Here is a 15,978-nt window from a genome sequence, read left to right as displayed (position 1 = left end):
TATAATAATATGAAGTAAAACAAAGGGGCTAAGACATAATGTTGAATTTACATGATAGTAAATCAACTATGTTTTTAGCCTCTTTGCACTCATATTAAAATATAAGAATTTTAGGTGAAAATATGTTAAAAAATAAAGAATTCAAGATTTTACACAAAAGAATTATTTTTACAATGTTCATTCTTTTTATATATATACTTGGAAGTAATATTTCTATCATTGGTAATGAATCAATTAAATCCAACCATGATAGCTTTTTTAAATTAGCTGTTTCAAATGTCGGTGGAGATTTAAGTTCATTGAACATATTTTCATTGGGGTTAGGACCGTGGCTAACAGCAATGATTATTATCATGCTATTCAACTATAGAGATGTAGATAATATTGTTAAGCAGACTCGTTCGGAAAAACAAATAAAGGAAAGACTATTAACAATACTTATAGCAATGATACAAGCATACTATGTTATCCATACCTATATTCAGAATAATATAATACAGAGCACAAATATTCTGTTACTTGTATTAGTTTTATTAACAGGGACATTACTATTAGTCTGGTTAGCTGATCAAAATATTAATTATGGAATTGGTGGACCAATGCCAATTGTATTAATGAGTTTGATAAAATCTTTATTTCATCAACAACTATCTAGTATAAATGTAACAGCAACATTATTTATTGTGATTGGATTACTAGTTATAGCGATGCTAATACTTCTCTATATAGAACTATCAGAGTATCGACTTCATTATAAAGATATAATGAATATGTCTACACAAACTTCACATTCATATCTTGCCTGGAAATTAAATCCAGCAGGGAGTATATCTATAATGATAAGTTTATCTTTGTTTCTATTGTTAAATAGTGTTATTAACTTAATTGGAAAATTACTTTTGAATAAGGAAATGAATGTATCCATTTTTGGATTTGATAATCCTGTAGGTATTACAGTATATATTGTAATACAAATCATTTTTGGATACTTACTATCTAGATTTTTGATTAATACTAAAAGAAAATCTAAAGAATTTTTAAAAAATGGAAATTACTTTGCAGGTATTAGCCCTGGCGAAGAAACTGAGCGATATTTAAATATAAAAGCAAGAAGAATTTGCTGGTTTGGTTCAATTACTGTGACATTGATTTTAGCAATACCCTTATATTGTTCATTATTGGTTCCAGAACTTTCAAAAGAAATATATTTTTCAATACAACTTATTATAGTGATTTATATTAGTATAAGTATAACTGAAACATTAAGAGCATATTCTTATTTTAATAGATATAAAAGCATATTAGACAAATATTAGGGAGGAATTTTTAATGAGATATTTTATACCATCGTGGTATAGTGGACAAAAATTGTGGAAAGACAATACTCTTCCCTTTTATTATAAGCCGGATAAAACAGACTTTGATGACATGATTAGCTTAATGTCTATGCATAAGAAAAATGGTTATGAATATAAGTTACTAGTATTAAATTATTCACCTAATTTAAGGTTGTTTTTACATAGACATGATTTATTTGAAAGTGATTATTGGTCTGTTTTTGATGTGTTACAAAGTGCTCCAAACACATTACCTAGAGCTATTGATTATTTAGATTTGAATTGGCCTAAAGATACAGAGTTTGTATATTCGCCGTTTATGGTAGAAACAGTTATAGGTGAAAATACGTATTCTCAAATTACGTTTAATCAAGAGGGATATGTACTTCATATACATGAATATGAAAATGGATTGCAACAACAAAAGATGATATTTGACGATAGAGGGTTTATATCTTCAATTATTAAATATGAAAATAATACTGAGGTTGAACAAATTTATTTAAATGTATTAGGGGAAAAGATTCTAACTGAGAACTTAATAACAGGAGAAGTATTAGTTAATAATCCAGTTAAAGGTTTATTAGACCATAGTAAATATTTAAATATGTTGGAAATAATAGAAGAGATTGTTGAAAAATTTTATAAAGATCAAATAACACAATCAGATGATTTTATTGCTGCTTCCGATGAAAGACACAATCAGTTAATTACACGTTATTTTGAAGCAAATCAATTATGTTTTTCTCTATTTTCAAATAGAAATAGAGAAATAACCCCATATTTAATTGAATCCATGCAACCTGCAAAAAGTTGTTTAGTTGACACAAAAGAAAATGAAAGAGAATGTAGTCTTATTTTTAATAACAATTCAATTGACATGAAAATGTCTAGAATTACACCCTTTGATACTGAAAAAATTCCAAATATAAGTTCTCAGTTATATGATGTGCATATTGGTTTTTGGATAGATAATTTATCAAGAGATGTAGTAGAACCTGTAATAGATCAGTTATATAGTTATATTAAAAATAAAGAAAACTATAGAGTTACTATTTTAATGAAAGATATAACAAGCAAAACACCAAAATGGTTATCAGACATAGTAAAAGAAAAAAATGAATTATATAATGAAGAACAAAGAACTTTAAGTGAAGAAATGGCTGATGTGTTAGAAGAAGAAATGGAATTTATAAAAATAATTAAAATTGAATCGGTCTTATTTGAAGAAGATTTAATTAAAGTAATGTCACAATTAAGAGTAGTTATAGATTTGGGTGATGAACCAGATTTATATCTGCAAATTAGCGCAATCAGTGCAGGAGTACCTCAAATTAATATGATAGAAACGGATTATGTGACATCTAATGTAAACGGAGTAATAATACCAAGTTCATCTAATATGATACGGGCGTTAGATTACTTCTTACTAAGTTTGAAAAACTGGAATTATTCTTATGCATATTCCATAAAATTAGTAGATGAATTTAGTTCGACTAAGATAATAAGAGAAGTGGACCGTTTGATAAAAGGAGAATTATATGGCTAGAAAATTTAACATATTGCAAATCGGTGGAGAAGATCTAGAACCTATTTTCCATGATAAAAAAAACGTGTACATCGATTACCTTGATCCAATACTATTCACATTTGAAAGTGGTTATGAAGAAGCAATTGAAAATTTAATAGATGAAGTTGGTTCCTTTAATTTAGTATTTATTCAAACAACATATTCTAAAGAATTGATGAAAGTTATTGAAATAGTGGGAGAACCATATACGATTTATGTAGATGAAAAATACTGGGATTTTCAATTCGAAAATGATTCTCGAGTAAAATATAAATTTATTAAACCATTATTTTATAAATCAACAGATGAGTTGCATCATAAATTAAAAGCGGGCGCTTTTACTAAGCAATACGGAGATAAAGTCTCGCCAATTAAAGGAGAGGTAAATCCTAATTTTGAAGGAGAATTTGAGTACTTTGGTAACAAGGAACTCGTTTTGTCTGGAAATTTTGGAGAGTTGTATACGCCAATTGTTAGCTGGAACCAAAACTTAGTTTACGATAAGAATATGATGATACAGTTATGGCCAGAATTTTTTGTAGAGGGAAATGTTGATGTCCAATATATAATTAGATTAATCCCATTTGGCTCATTAGAACATACGAAAGATGTTATTACCCTGACAAAGGATGATTTAAAACAGCCTTTGGAATTGATGCCAAGATCTTATGATGCAAACATTTCTATAGTAGTAAAAGCAAAGGGAACAGGTGTTGTACATCTTAGGGCAATCCATAAAAGGTGGTCTCGTGCAGAGATGGGTCAATTTATAATGGGTGGTCAACGTTATAACGATGAAAATGGCGAAGAGTATATACACTATTTCAATCCTGGCGATTTAAAGCCTCCATTAAATGTATATTTTAGTGGTTATCGTTCATTAGAAGGGTTTGAAGGGTATTTTATGATGAATAGTCTAGATGCTCCATTTCTACTTATTGGGGATCCTAGAATCGAAGGTGGATCCTTCTATCTTGGATCTGAAAGCTATGAAAATAGCATAAAAAAAGTTATTAAAGAAACATTGGAATATTTAAACTTTAAAGAAGATGATTTGATATTATCTGGACTGTCGATGGGGTCATTTGGCGCATTATACTATAGTGCACAATTAAACCCGAGAGCTGTGATTGTTGGTAAGCCATTACTGAATGTTGGTAGAATTGCTGAAAATATGAAACTAAAACGACCCAATGGTTTTGGAACAGCACTAGACATTTTGATGTCACAAGAAGGCACATTTAGTAAGGAAAATATCAATCATTTGAATATGCGTTTTTGGGAAAAATTTAAGCAAAATGAATTTGAAAATACTACTTTTGCTATCGCATATATGCAAAATGATGATTATGATGATATAGCCTTTGATGATTTAATATCTGTGCTAGGAGAATCCAAAACGCATGTCATGACACGAGGCGTGCCTGGTAGGCATAATGATGACTCAGCAACGATAACCAGTTGGTTCGTAAACTTTTATCATATTATTTTAAATAATCAATTCGGGAGAGAGTAATATGAACCAAAATAAGCGATTTGATATCACCTGGAAAAAGATACATAAAAATACTTTTATGTATGGAGCTAAGCTAAAATTTAATAATAATTTTGTCAGTATGGACAATTCTTTGATGCCCTCAGGAATGGTGATACATGAATGGAACATGTTATCAAATTATATAACTAATAAACAAGTGCCTTCATTACCGCTATTGAAAAAAGGGAACAATTATAAAATTAAGTTTGATTATGATGTCATACCTGAAAGATCAGTGTATTTTAAAATTATTTTATATAAAAAGAATGGTGAAAAAATTAAAACTATGATTATCGAAGATGATGATATTGAGTTTGAATATCCAAAAGATGCCTATTCTTATAAGATTGAATTAATGAATGCTGGATTTCAGCATTTACAATTTTACCGAACTATTATTGAAGACCAACATGTAGAGAGCAGTCATTCAACTATACTAACTGATATTAGTAAAACGATTGATAAAATCAGACACAATAAAATATAAAATTCAGAAAGAGGTGTCCAAATGACAGGTAAATTTGAGAATACTATTAATAAAATGCGGTTAAAAAAACTAAACAAAACATTAAATAGTATCAATAAAATGAGTCATGTTTTTTCTGAATATACTGATGGAGCATTAAAAGCAAAAACTCAAGAATTTAAAAAGAGAATAATAGAATCTAAAGAGACATTAGATCAAATTTTGCCAGAGGCATATGCTGTGGTAAGAGAATCTGCCTATCGTGTATTAGGCATGTACCCTAAAGATGTTCAAGTACTAGGAGCTATAGTAATGCATCAGGGAAATATAGCAGAAATGCAAACTGGAGAAGGAAAAACTCTAACTGCAACGATGCCCTTATATTTAAATGCATTAACAGGTAAAAGAGCATTTTTAATTACGACTAATGATTACTTAGCCAAAAGAGATTGCATGGAAATGAAACCATTGTATGAATGGTTAGGTTTAACTACATCATTGGGATTTATAGACATTCCAGACTATGAATATGAAGCTGGTGAAAAGCAAAAACTATATGCACATGACATCATTTATACTACAAATGGGCGTTTGGGCTTTGATTATCTTACAGATAATTTAGCAGATCACAAGCGAACTAAATTTTTACCTGAATTACATTTTGCAATTTTAGATGAAGTTGATTCAATCATTTTAGATGCAGCACAAACACCACTAGTTATATCCGGTGCACCACGATTGCAATCTAATTTATTTGATATTGTAAAAGAATTTGTACATACACTTAAAGATGGGCAACATTTTAAACTAAATAAAAATAAAAAAGAAATTTGGCTAAAAAAACAGGGTATTGATAAAGCGAATGACTATTTTAAAGTTCACCATCTATATGATGAAAGTAATTTTGATTTGGTTCGTATTATCAATTTATCATTGAGAGCAAAGTATCTATTTGATTACAATTTAGACTATTTTGTATCAAATGGAGAGATTGTGTTAATAGATAGGATTACGGGGCGAATGCTTCCAGGTACGAAATTACAGTCAGGTTTGCACCAAGCAATTGAAGCTAAGGAAGATGTTGAATTATCTATTGATAAGAGTGTGATGGCTACAATTACATTCCAAAACCTATTCAAACTCTTTGACAAATTTGCTGGAATGACTGGTACAGGCAAACAAGGAGAAAAAGAATTTTTTGAGTTATATTCGAAAATTGTAGTTGAGATTCCCACCGACAAACCTATTCAGAGACAAGATTTGGAAGATAGAGTATTCGCAAATATGGAAGAAAAAAATCAAGCTATCATTGATGTTATAGTTGAAAAAAACCAAAAATCTCAGCCAGTTCTTTTAATAACTAGAACTGCAGAAGCAGCTGAATATTTTTCGGATAATCTATTCCAATTAGATATACCTAATAACCTATTAATTGCTCAAAATGTTTCTAAAGAAGCTCAAATGATTGCAGAAGCAGGCAATAGAGAATCAGTTACTGTGGCTACTAGTATGGCAGGACGTGGTACAGATATTAAATTGGCACAAGGTGTTCATGAAATTGGTGGCTTAGCGGTGATTATTAATGAACACATGGAAAATAGTCGTGTAGATAGACAGCTAAGAGGACGCGCTGGTCGACAAGGTGACCCTGGTGTATCTCAAATATTTGTATCATTAGATGATTACATTGTTAAAAAGTGGAGCCAATCTAAACTGCTAGAGAACGACAAGTTGAATCAAATTAGTAGTGAAACTTTGGAAAATAGTAAAATTTTCCAATTGAGAGTAAAAAATATTGTAAATAAAGCACAAACTGTTTCAGAAGAGACTTCCATTGTTCAACGTGAAATGGCTAATGAATTTGAAAAAAGTATAAGTGTACAAAGAGATTTAATTTATAAAGAAAGAGATTTAATTTTAGATATGGTTGACAAAAACCAATTTGATTATAAGGAATTGGCGAAAGATGTTTTTAGAAGAGATTTAAAAAACTTTAATATAAATGATGAAAAAGATGTAATTAATTATGTTTATAAAAACTTATCTTTCAATTTTGAATCGAATATCGAAAAAATAGATGTATATAACCAAGAATCAATTATTAATTTTTTAATACAACATTTTATGCAGCAATTTGGGGATAATCAAAAGAAAGCAGCAGACCCATATTTCATATTACGTTTCATTCAAAAATCAATTATCAAAGCAATCGATATAGCATGGATTGAACAAGTCGATTATCTTCAGCAACTAAAAGCTAGTGTTAATAATCGCCAAAATGGTCAAAGAAATGCCGTATATGAATATCATAAAGTTGCATTAGAGTCATATGAAGCTATGACAATTACATTAAAGAGAAATATTATAAGAAATTTATGTTTAAGTATTATAACGTTTGATAAACATGGAGATCTTATGATTTATTTCCCATAAAATAAGAGGGGGATACTATGACTGTATATAATATAAATTTTGGAATAGGCTGGGCAAGTAGTGGTATTGAATATGCACAAGCATATAGAGCTAATTTGTTGAGACAGTTGGATAGAAATGTAAAATTTATTTTTTTAGATTTCATATCTTCTGAAAATATCCAAACATTGACTGATAACTTAGGGTTTAAAGATGATGAAGTAATTTGGTTATATCAATATTTTAGTAATATAAAAATTGCACCAACAACATATACTTTAGATGATTTAATGGGTGAAATCGGTAACGAAATTACTCAAATAGAGGATAACGGTAAAATCAAAAGATTGTATTTCGATGGTGATAAAAGTTCCTTTGCAACGTGCTATATGAAAAATGCAGATAAAAATTATGTAGATAGAGTGGAGTTTGTCCTTGAAGGCTATTTAGTAAGAAAAGATTTCTTTAGTTATACAAGAGTTTTTTCTGAATATTATTCCCCTTATCAAAATTATGCCAAGATATATATGAGACAGTTTTACAATGAAGATGGAACAATTGCATATAAGGAATATATAGATGATAAAGAAAGTGTCTTTGTCTTTAATGATGCACAACTCTATAGTAAAGCAGAATTTGTTGCATATTTCTTGAATAAATTAAATTTATCAAATAGAGATATCGTAATCCTAGATAGAGCTACAGAAATTGGCCAAGCAGTATTACAAAATAAAGGTGCTAGCAAATTAGGTGTGGTAGTTCATGCAGAACACTTTAGTGATAATGCCACTGATGGCGATAATATATTGTGGAATAACTACTATGAATATCAATTTAGAAATGCAAAATTTGTGGACTTCTTTATTACTGCGACCGACTTACAAAATCGTATTTTAAGTCAACATTTTTCTAAATATACTCATGATAATCCACTAATCAGAACAGTTCCTGTCGGTAGCTTAAATCAACTTATTTATCCAGAGAAAAAGAGACGACCATATTCAATGATAACAGCATCACGACTAGCTAAAGAGAAACATGTAGACTGGATTGCTAAAGCAGTTGTGAAAGCCAAAAAAGAGATTCCTAAATTAACGTTTGATATATATGGTCAAGGTGGAGAAAAAGATAAAATAGAACAAATTGTTTATGAAAATAATGCACAAGACTATATTACATTAAAGGGCCATGTTAATTTGCAGGACGTTTATTCAAAGTATGAATTATTTGTATCTGCTTCACAAAGTGAAGGTTTCGGTTTGACATTAATGGAGGCTGTGGGTTCTGGCTTAGGAATGATTGGATTTAATGTTAATTATGGTAATCCAACATTTATTCGTAATAGTGAAAATGGATATCTTATGTCTGAAAATATAGAATCTGCAGATAAAGAAGAAAAGATTAATGAACTAGCTTCATATATTGTGAAATATTTTAAAAATGGGCCTAAACATCCAGAAAGCACATCATATGAAATTGCTAGTGAATTTTTAACTCAGAAAATAGTAGAAAAATGGGATATGCTAATTAAAGAGGTGCTACATGATTAATATATTTGATAATTATCATTTTAAATCACAATTATTACACCGTTCATTGAAACTTGCAGGATATCAACATTTGACAATTTGTTTAGAGGATGACGGTTTTTTACCAGATGATGTTACCTCTCCTTACCAATTTTTTGCTCAAAATCCAACTAACCCAAGTGATAATCCTTTATTCTTTAATGAAGTAGAGGTGCCAACTTACTGGGAAATTACAGGTACAAATGATATGGGTGAAATAAAAAATTTAGGAGAAGTTAGAGGTAAAATTTTCTATCAACCTAATTTCAAGTCTCGTATTGTAAGTCGAGTTGAGTGGTTGGATAATAAGCAACGATTACGCACAGTTGATTTCTATAATAAGAATGGGTTTAAATTTGCTGAGGTTATCTATGATTTGACTGGTAAAGCTATAATGAAAAAGTACTTTGATCGTCTAGGCAAAGAAATTATCTATGAAAATTGTGTGACCGGAGACTATGTATTAAATTGGAAAAACGAGACACACTTTTTCAAGTCTCAAGAATCATTTGTCATATATTATTTAAAACAACTCAATGTAGATTTGGATGTAGTTATCTTTAATTCACTAGCGATGCCTTTTATCGCGTTATATAGAATGGATACAATTGGAAAAGGAATTCTCGTTTGGCAAGAAAACAGCCATGGTAACGTACCTGGAAATATGAAACTTATGTTTGATGAATATCTAAATAGAAATTATTCTGTAATGATACCTGATAGTATTGAATATCTAACAATATGCCAAAGACTTGATGATAGAGAACGAGATAAAGTACATAGAGGTGGTTACCTTTATGATTATCGAAAACAAAACCAGTTTAGTAGAAATATATTAACTTTAACAAATTCAGACCAATTGTCTTGTGTTGAAGAATTAGTGAAAAACAATAGCAACTATCAATTTCATATAGCGGCTATTACAGAAATGTCTAATAAATTATTAGAATTAGTGAAATTTGATAATGTTCGATTGTATCCAGTGGCAGACGAAGAAACAATTGAATCATTATATCAACAATGTGATATTTATCTCGATAATAATAAAGGTAATGAGCTATTGGATGCAGTCAGCAGAGCATTTGAAAATGATATGGTGATATTTGCAACCCATGATGAAGCACATAATCGTATGTTTACAGCCCCTGAAAATATTGTTATGGAAAAATACATTAATAACTTGACAGTAATGTTGAAAAAAATGGCTAATAGTAGTAAAACATATCAAACCAGGTTACAATTACAAAAGGATTATGCGAATGAAATTGAACATGAACAATTCATTAATAGATTTAATATGTCATTAAAAAAATAGTACCTTATTAAAAATACTGATTTATTTTTTGTTTACTAGACTGGAAAGATAGCAGAGGACTTCATATACTATTAAAAAAAGGCATTACATACAAATAAGGGTTCTGTTGCAAAGTAAAAAAATATAGCTAACCACTAATTTATCATGTCAGTGTTCGCTTAACTTGCTAGCATGATGCTAATTTCGTGGCATGGCGAAAATCCGTAGATCTGAAGAGACCTGCGGTTCTTTTTATATAGAGCGTAAATACATTCAATACCTTTTAAAGTATTCTTTGCTGTATTGATACTTTGATACCTTGTCTTTCTTACTTTAATATGACGGTGATCTTGCTCAATGAGGTTATTCAGATATTTCGATGTACAATGACAGTCAGGTTTAAGTTTAAAAGCTTTAATTACTTTAGCCATTGCTACCTTCGTTGAAGGTGCCTGATCTGTAATTACCTTTTGAGGTTTACCAAATTGTTTAATGAGACGTTTGATAAACGCATATGCTGAATGATTATCTCGTTGCTTACGCAACCAAATATCTAATGTATGTCCCTCTGCATCAATGGCACGATATAAATAGCTCCATTTTCCTTTTATTTTGATGTACGTCTCATCAATACGCCATTTGTAATAAGCTTTTTTATGCTTTTTCTTCCAAATTTGATACAAAATTGGGGCATATTCTTGAACCCAACGGTAGACCGTTGAATGATGAACGTTTACACCACGTTCACTTAATATTTCAGATATATCACGATAACTCAATGCATATCTTAGATAGTAGCCAACGGCTACAGTGATAACATCCTTGTTAAATTGTTTATATCTGAAATAGTTCATACAGAAGACTCCTTTTTGTTAAAATTATACTATAAATTCAACTTTGCAACAGAACCATAATGTTTATTGAGGAGGTTTTATTATGCTTACAGAGCAAGAACAAGATATAATTAAACAAACTGTACCATTATTACAAGATAAAGGAACTGAAATTACTTCAATTTTTTATCCTAAGATGTTTGAAGCTAACCCAGAATTATTAAACATGTTTAACCAAACAAATCAAAAAAAAGGGATGCAATCTTCAGCATTAGCACAGGCAGTATTAGCTGCAGCAATGAACATTAATAATTTAGGTGCAATTAAGCCAGCAATTATGCCTGTGGCACATAAGCACTGTGCTTTACAAGTTTATCCCGAACATTATCCAATTGTAGGTGAAAATTTACTTGCTGCAATTCAAGATGTGACAGGATTAGACAGTGACGACCCAGTAATTCAAACGTGGGCAAAAGCGTATGGAGAAATTGCAGATGTATTTATCAAATTAGAGCAAGAAATTTATAACCATATGTTATGGAAAGGTTTTAAACCATTTAAAATTACAAACATTACACAAGAAACAAGTGACATCAAATCTTTCACAGTTGAATCTGATGAATATGATTTAAGTCAATTCGAACCAGGTCAATACATTACCGTAGATGTTTCTAGTGAAAAGTTACCATATAGAGCTAAACGTCATTATTCAATTATAGATGGAGATGAAAATCACTTAGTATTTGGTGTGAAACGTGATGTGACTACTGAACATGAAGGTGAAGTTTCAACAATTTTACATGATGAAATATCAGAAGGTGACATGATTAATTTATCTGCTCCTGTTGGTGGGTTTTCAATAGAAAATACTGAAAGACCACAATTGTTTATTGGTTCTGGCGTAGGTATGACACCATTAGTTTCAATGTTTAAAAAAGCTGCTTCATTAAACGTTCCAACTCAAATGATTCAAGCGATTGTGACAGAAGATGAACGACCATTTGCTCAAAAACTTGATAGCATTACAGCTAATTATGAGCAAGCACAGTTACATTTACACGTGAAAGATAAAGAAGGCTATTTAGAAGCTAAAGAATTAAAAGAATATTTAAAAGACGAACCAGAAGTTTATATTTGTGGTGGTACAAGTTTCTTACAATCGATAATAAATTCCCTTAAAGAATTAAATTATGATATGAATCATGTTCATTTTGAAACATTCGTACCACGTCTTAGCGTACAAGTTTAAAAATATAAAGAAGGTTTGAATATGAAATTGAATTCTAGGTATTTAAAAGTTTTTATTTTATATATAATAAGTATGTTAGTTTCTAATATTTTTGCATCACATAAATCCTTATATAAGACATTATTACAAGGAGTATTAGGTTATAGCGTATTTGCATTAGGACTTAAATATTTAACTCTCAAAAAAAAGAAATAATAAAATTCTTTTAAATTAAATTTATGACCACTTTTTTGGTCACATATATTTATGAGTGGCTAGCATTTAAGCCACTCATTTTTTGCGTTAGAAAAACAGGTTCTGTTGCAAAGTCAGAAAAAATATAACTAATTATCATTTTAACATGGTAGTATTCCCTTAACTGGCCAACATGTGATTAATTTCGTAGCACGGCGAAAATCCGTAGATTTGAAGAGACCTACGGTTCTTTTTATATAGACTATAAATACATTCAATACCTTTGAGTGTATTCTTTGCCGTATTGACGCTTTGATATCTCGTCTTTCTCACTTTAATATGACGGTGATCCTGCTCAATGAGGTTATTAAGATATTTAGATGTACAATGACAGTCGGGATTAAGTTTAAAATCTTTAATCAACTTAGACATTGCCACCTTCGTCGAAGGTGCCTGGTCTGTAATTATCATTTGAGGTTTACCAAATTGTTTAATAAGTCGCTTAATAAACGCATATGCTGAATGATTATCTCGTTTCTTACGTAACCAAATATCCAATGTATGACCATCTGCATCAATGGCACGATATAAATAGCACCATTTTCCTTTTATTTTAATGTATGTCTCATCAACGCGCCATTTATAATAAGCTTTTTTATGCTTTTTCTTCCAAATTTGATACAAAATAGGAGCATATTCTTGAACCCAACGGTAGATCGTTGAATGATGAACGTTAACGCCGCGTTCTCTTAGTATTTCAGATATATCACGATAACTAAGCGCGTATCTTAAGTAATAGCCAACGGCTACAGTTATTACATCTTTATTAAATTGCTTATATCTAAAATAATTCATAGAGAACGCTCCTTTTTTGTTAAAATTATACTATAAAATTAACTTTGCAACAGAACCAATTTAAGCATGGTGTGTTTTACTTCATTGCTGTTCGATCGTTGGTCGTGACGATTTGGTTGATTTTCACGCATATTATTTTAGACATGAAATATTAAAGATTAAACGCTCCCTTACATGTACAATTAGACGTTGTTAAAGGGAGCGTTTATATTTTAGTTGGTATGATTACGTTTTGAATGTCGGTAAATAGGATGGTTTAATGTGATGCTGATGCTTGTTATTGCGATGCATACGCAAATGAATGCGATAAATACAACGAATAAATGGCCATCCGTTACGAAGAAAGGAATTGTTAGCGATAATAAGAAAAGAATTAAGCCCTGATAAATAGCTGAAGCGACACGTACAGAAAGATTGTCATAAATCGACATCAATATCGGTGGTAATACAAACAACATCAAGATGATGAGGTTAATAAATAAGTTAGTAGGCTTATTAAAACTAACAATCGTGTCAGTTTCAGGAATAGTAGCGATTATTAACATGTGGATAATACATGCTAAAGCCAAAGATGTGGACATCGTAAGACGTTTTGACATTTTAAAAGCCCTCCTTTTATGATGTTTTTATAAGGATATTCTAACATTTTATTATTAATTTGATGTTAAATTAATTACGGTTCATTATATATTTATTTAAGTGAGTCATAAATTTAAATAAAACAATAAAAATCAAATCAAGCCCAATGTATTATAAATGAATAAACAGAATAATTATTCATTTAATATGCACTAATTATGCATTTAATATACAAAAAGACCCTCCATCAAGAAGGGTCACTATTTATAACGTTGCTCATAGATTTGAATATATTGTTCTGGCGTTATTTTGCCTACTAAAATTCGAATGAGTTCAAAAGGTACTTTTTTACTATTGGTAAACCTTATACACGATTTACCCATATTCAACTTAGTTGTCATATGTTTAGGATATTCATTTTCAAACCATTTAAGTAACTCAGGATCTCCATAAATACCCATATGATACACTGCAATGTGCTTTTTCTGAGCTGCAACAGACAAGAACGGTAACGGCATATTGTCCTCACAATGATAACCAATCGGATAAATTTCAAACGGAATATACCAAGTTGGCATATTATAATAGATTCCCAGTTCAAAACCTTCTGGTAAATTTGAATGAATGACTTCAATAAGCTCACGTGTGGCTTGTTGTTTCGTTTTATCTTCTATCTCATCTATATAATGGTTAACGTTAGACGGTAGGGTCATTAAAGTAGCCTCCTTTAGTTACATTATATAGACATGACACAACATTTCAAAGTCATTCTTGAGCTGTGATTTGCCAGTGATAAGGGTCTTCTAACTGAGACCAATCTTGATCGATTTCATCGCTATTGAGTAGGCACGTGTCTAATTCTTTCATAATCGCTTCTTTATCTAAGTCGCTTCCTATAATGACAAACTGTGTCTCACGATCACCGTATTCAGGGTCCCACTTAGCTTGAACATCCTCGCGTTCGTGCAAGATTTCTCGTTGTGCTTGAGGATTCATAGATGCAACCCAGTACGAAACAGGTGAGATGTTCACAAACGTGCCGGCTTGTGACATTAAACATGCGACATGGTTGTATTGCGCTAACCATACGATACCTTTAGCTCGTATGACATTATTAGGCATATTTTCTAACCAGTTGTTAAAGCGCTCTGCGTGAAAAGGCAAACGACGATTGTACACGAAAGAACTTATACCATACTCTTCAGTTTCAGGCGTATGCGCCTCATGACCGCCAGCAGTGAGTTCTCTTATCCACCCGGCAGACTGACTTGCAACGTCATAACTGAATCTGCCAGTATTTAATACTTCCTTAAGTTCGACTTGTCCTTCCACAGAACGAATAAATTTTGCAGTTGGTTGTAGTTTGCGAAGCACACTTTCTAATTGATTTAATTCTTCTTCAGAAACAAGGTCAGTCTTATTTAAAATTAAAACATCACAGAACTCAATTTGATCAATAAGTAAGTCAGCTATTGAACGCTCATCGTCATCACTCGCACCTTGGTCGCGATCAATAAGTAGCTCTTCTGAATTTAGGTCGCGAATAAAACGGTGTGCATCAACAACCGTAACCATTGTATCAAGCTTACAAATTTGAGATAAATCGATATCCATCTCTTCATCCATATATGAAAATGTTTGCGCTACTGGAACAGGTTCTGAAATGCCTGTAGATTCAATAACGATTTGATCAATATTACCTCTTTCAACAATGCGGCTGACTTCTTGAATTAAATCCTCTCGTAAAGTACAACAAATACAGCCATTAGATAGTTCAACTAATTTCTCATCAGTACGTGACATACCGCCACCATCATGAATTAAATCTTTATCAATATTAACTTCACTCATATCATTAACGATGACTGCTATACGTAAGCCATCTCGATTATTTAAAATATGATTCAATAATGTTGTCTTTCCTGCGCCTAAGTAACCACTTAATACAGTTACAGGGACTTTTGACATATAAATCGCTCCTAACTTATTTAAATCGTAATTATTCCTATTTAACTATAATACATTTCTTTAGCAAAAGCAAAGACGAATTTCTGACTGGAATGTAAACTAAAATTTTCAAATAGTTAACATTAGTGGTATACTA

General features: G+C 30.8%; 14 protein-coding genes. 9 read left to right on the top strand and 5 right to left on the bottom strand.

Going from position 1 to position 15,978, the window contains the following annotated elements; translation table 11 throughout:
• The first annotated feature begins 122 nt into the window (after positions 1–122).
• Genes secY2 through gtfB form a run of 7 tightly spaced genes read left to right on the top strand, consistent with a single transcriptional unit; the run spans position 123 to position 10,205 of the window.
• On the top strand, positions 123–1,316 hold the full coding sequence (gene secY2, locus ACF3N8_RS01935; RefSeq protein ID WP_238101195.1) for an accessory Sec system protein translocase subunit SecY2: 1,194 nt from the start codon (positions 123–125) through the stop codon (positions 1,314–1,316).
• Between the two features lie 13 nt (positions 1,317–1,329).
• Positions 1,330–2,886, top strand: a complete 1,557-nt coding sequence (asp1, locus tag ACF3N8_RS01930) for an accessory Sec system protein Asp1 (RefSeq protein ID WP_009385234.1) — start codon at positions 1,330–1,332, stop codon at positions 2,884–2,886.
• On the top strand, positions 2,879–4,423 hold the full coding sequence (gene asp2, locus ACF3N8_RS01925) for an accessory Sec system protein Asp2 (RefSeq protein WP_009385233.1): 1,545 nt from the start codon (positions 2,879–2,881) through the stop codon (positions 4,421–4,423). The genes asp1 and asp2 overlap by 8 nt, the downstream gene beginning before the upstream one ends.
• 1 nt (position 4,424) lies before the next feature.
• Entirely contained in the window at positions 4,425–4,931 is a 507-nt protein-coding gene (asp3, locus tag ACF3N8_RS01920) for an accessory Sec system protein Asp3 (protein ID WP_009385232.1), read from the top strand.
• Positions 4,932–4,952: 21 nt separating this feature from the next.
• Positions 4,953–7,343, top strand: coding sequence for an accessory Sec system translocase SecA2 (gene secA2 / locus ACF3N8_RS01915; protein ID WP_238101197.1), 2,391 nt, complete (start codon positions 4,953–4,955; stop codon positions 7,341–7,343).
• A 17-nt stretch (positions 7,344–7,360) separates the two neighbouring features.
• A complete protein-coding gene (gene gtfA / locus ACF3N8_RS01910; protein WP_013730024.1) occupies positions 7,361–8,872 on the top strand; it encodes an accessory Sec system glycosyltransferase GtfA in 1,512 nt (503 codons plus the stop codon).
• Positions 8,865–10,205 (top strand): accessory Sec system glycosylation chaperone GtfB, encoded by a 1,341-nt coding sequence (gene gtfB, locus ACF3N8_RS01905; RefSeq protein ID WP_009385248.1) that lies wholly within the window; start codon positions 8,865–8,867, stop codon positions 10,203–10,205. Before gtfA ends, gtfB begins: the two co-directional genes overlap by 8 nt.
• A gap of 158 nt (positions 10,206–10,363) precedes the next feature.
• Here the strand turns inward: gtfB and ACF3N8_RS01900 are convergent, their stop codons facing one another.
• A complete protein-coding gene (locus ACF3N8_RS01900) occupies positions 10,364–11,038 on the bottom strand; it encodes an IS6-like element IS257 family transposase (protein WP_048787266.1) in 675 nt (224 codons plus the stop codon).
• Positions 11,039–11,120: 82 nt separating this feature from the next.
• On the opposite strand from ACF3N8_RS01900, the gene ACF3N8_RS01895 reads away from it, so the two are divergent.
• Both ACF3N8_RS01895 and ACF3N8_RS01890 read left to right on the top strand, forming a co-directional pair.
• Positions 11,121–12,266 carry a globin domain-containing protein gene (locus ACF3N8_RS01895; protein WP_017176824.1) on the top strand — a complete coding sequence of 382 codons (1,146 nt, stop codon included), beginning with the start codon at positions 11,121–11,123 and terminating at the stop codon, positions 12,264–12,266.
• A 21-nt stretch (positions 12,267–12,287) separates the two neighbouring features.
• Positions 12,288–12,461: a hypothetical protein gene (locus ACF3N8_RS01890; protein WP_238102244.1), complete on the top strand. Its 174-nt coding sequence runs from the start codon at positions 12,288–12,290 to the stop codon at positions 12,459–12,461.
• A 159-nt stretch (positions 12,462–12,620) separates the two neighbouring features.
• Here ACF3N8_RS01890 and ACF3N8_RS01885 read toward each other — a convergent pair whose 3' ends face one another.
• From ACF3N8_RS01885 to ACF3N8_RS01870, 4 genes are all read right to left on the bottom strand, one after another.
• The gene (locus ACF3N8_RS01885; protein WP_238094298.1) at positions 12,621–13,295 is read right to left on the bottom strand and encodes an IS6 family transposase; all 675 of its coding nucleotides are present in this window, start codon (positions 13,293–13,295) and stop codon (positions 12,621–12,623) included.
• A gap of 212 nt (positions 13,296–13,507) precedes the next feature.
• Positions 13,508–13,894 (bottom strand): hypothetical protein, encoded by a 387-nt coding sequence (locus ACF3N8_RS01880; RefSeq protein WP_009383311.1) that lies wholly within the window; start codon positions 13,892–13,894, stop codon positions 13,508–13,510.
• Positions 13,895–14,134: 240 nt separating this feature from the next.
• Complete coding sequence (locus ACF3N8_RS01875) at positions 14,135–14,587, bottom strand: DUF1801 domain-containing protein (protein WP_009383312.1); 453 nt, start codon at positions 14,585–14,587, stop codon at positions 14,135–14,137.
• Positions 14,588–14,639: 52 nt separating this feature from the next.
• Positions 14,640–15,842 carry a GTP-binding protein gene (locus ACF3N8_RS01870; protein ID WP_238093967.1) on the bottom strand — a complete coding sequence of 401 codons (1,203 nt, stop codon included), beginning with the start codon at positions 15,840–15,842 and terminating at the stop codon, positions 14,640–14,642.
• Positions 15,843–15,978 lie beyond the last annotated feature (136 nt).

This window comes from Staphylococcus massiliensis (genome assembly GCF_043186315.1).
Lineage (GTDB): Bacteria > Bacillota > Bacilli > Staphylococcales > Staphylococcaceae > Staphylococcus > Staphylococcus massiliensis.
Note: the sequence above shows the minus strand (reverse complement) of the source record. Positions and strands in the feature narration are given on the sequence as shown.

Coding starts and splice junctions, on each gene's coding strand:
- ACF3N8_RS01900 (WP_048787266.1), bottom strand. CDS start 11,038: ATGAACTATTTCAGATATAAACAATTTAACAAGGATGTTATCACTGTA.
- asp3 (WP_009385232.1), top strand. CDS start 4,425: ATGAACCAAAATAAGCGATTTGATATCACCTGGAAAAAGATACATAAA.
- ACF3N8_RS01870 (WP_238093967.1), bottom strand. CDS start 15,842: ATGTCAAAAGTCCCTGTAACTGTATTAAGTGGTTACTTAGGCGCAGGA.
- ACF3N8_RS01875 (WP_009383312.1), bottom strand. CDS start 14,587: ATGACCCTACCGTCTAACGTTAACCATTATATAGATGAGATAGAAGAT.
- asp1 (WP_009385234.1), top strand. CDS start 1,330: ATGAGATATTTTATACCATCGTGGTATAGTGGACAAAAATTGTGGAAA.
- ACF3N8_RS01895 (WP_017176824.1), top strand. CDS start 11,121: ATGCTTACAGAGCAAGAACAAGATATAATTAAACAAACTGTACCATTA.
- secA2 (WP_238101197.1), top strand. CDS start 4,953: ATGACAGGTAAATTTGAGAATACTATTAATAAAATGCGGTTAAAAAAA.
- ACF3N8_RS01880 (WP_009383311.1), bottom strand. CDS start 13,894: ATGTCAAAACGTCTTACGATGTCCACATCTTTGGCTTTAGCATGTATT.
- gtfB (WP_009385248.1), top strand. CDS start 8,865: ATGATTAATATATTTGATAATTATCATTTTAAATCACAATTATTACAC.
- ACF3N8_RS01885 (WP_238094298.1), bottom strand. CDS start 13,295: ATGAATTATTTTAGATATAAGCAATTTAATAAAGATGTAATAACTGTA.
- asp2 (WP_009385233.1), top strand. CDS start 2,879: ATGGCTAGAAAATTTAACATATTGCAAATCGGTGGAGAAGATCTAGAA.
- gtfA (WP_013730024.1), top strand. CDS start 7,361: ATGACTGTATATAATATAAATTTTGGAATAGGCTGGGCAAGTAGTGGT.
- secY2 (WP_238101195.1), top strand. CDS start 123: ATGTTAAAAAATAAAGAATTCAAGATTTTACACAAAAGAATTATTTTT.
- ACF3N8_RS01890 (WP_238102244.1), top strand. CDS start 12,288: ATGAAATTGAATTCTAGGTATTTAAAAGTTTTTATTTTATATATAATA.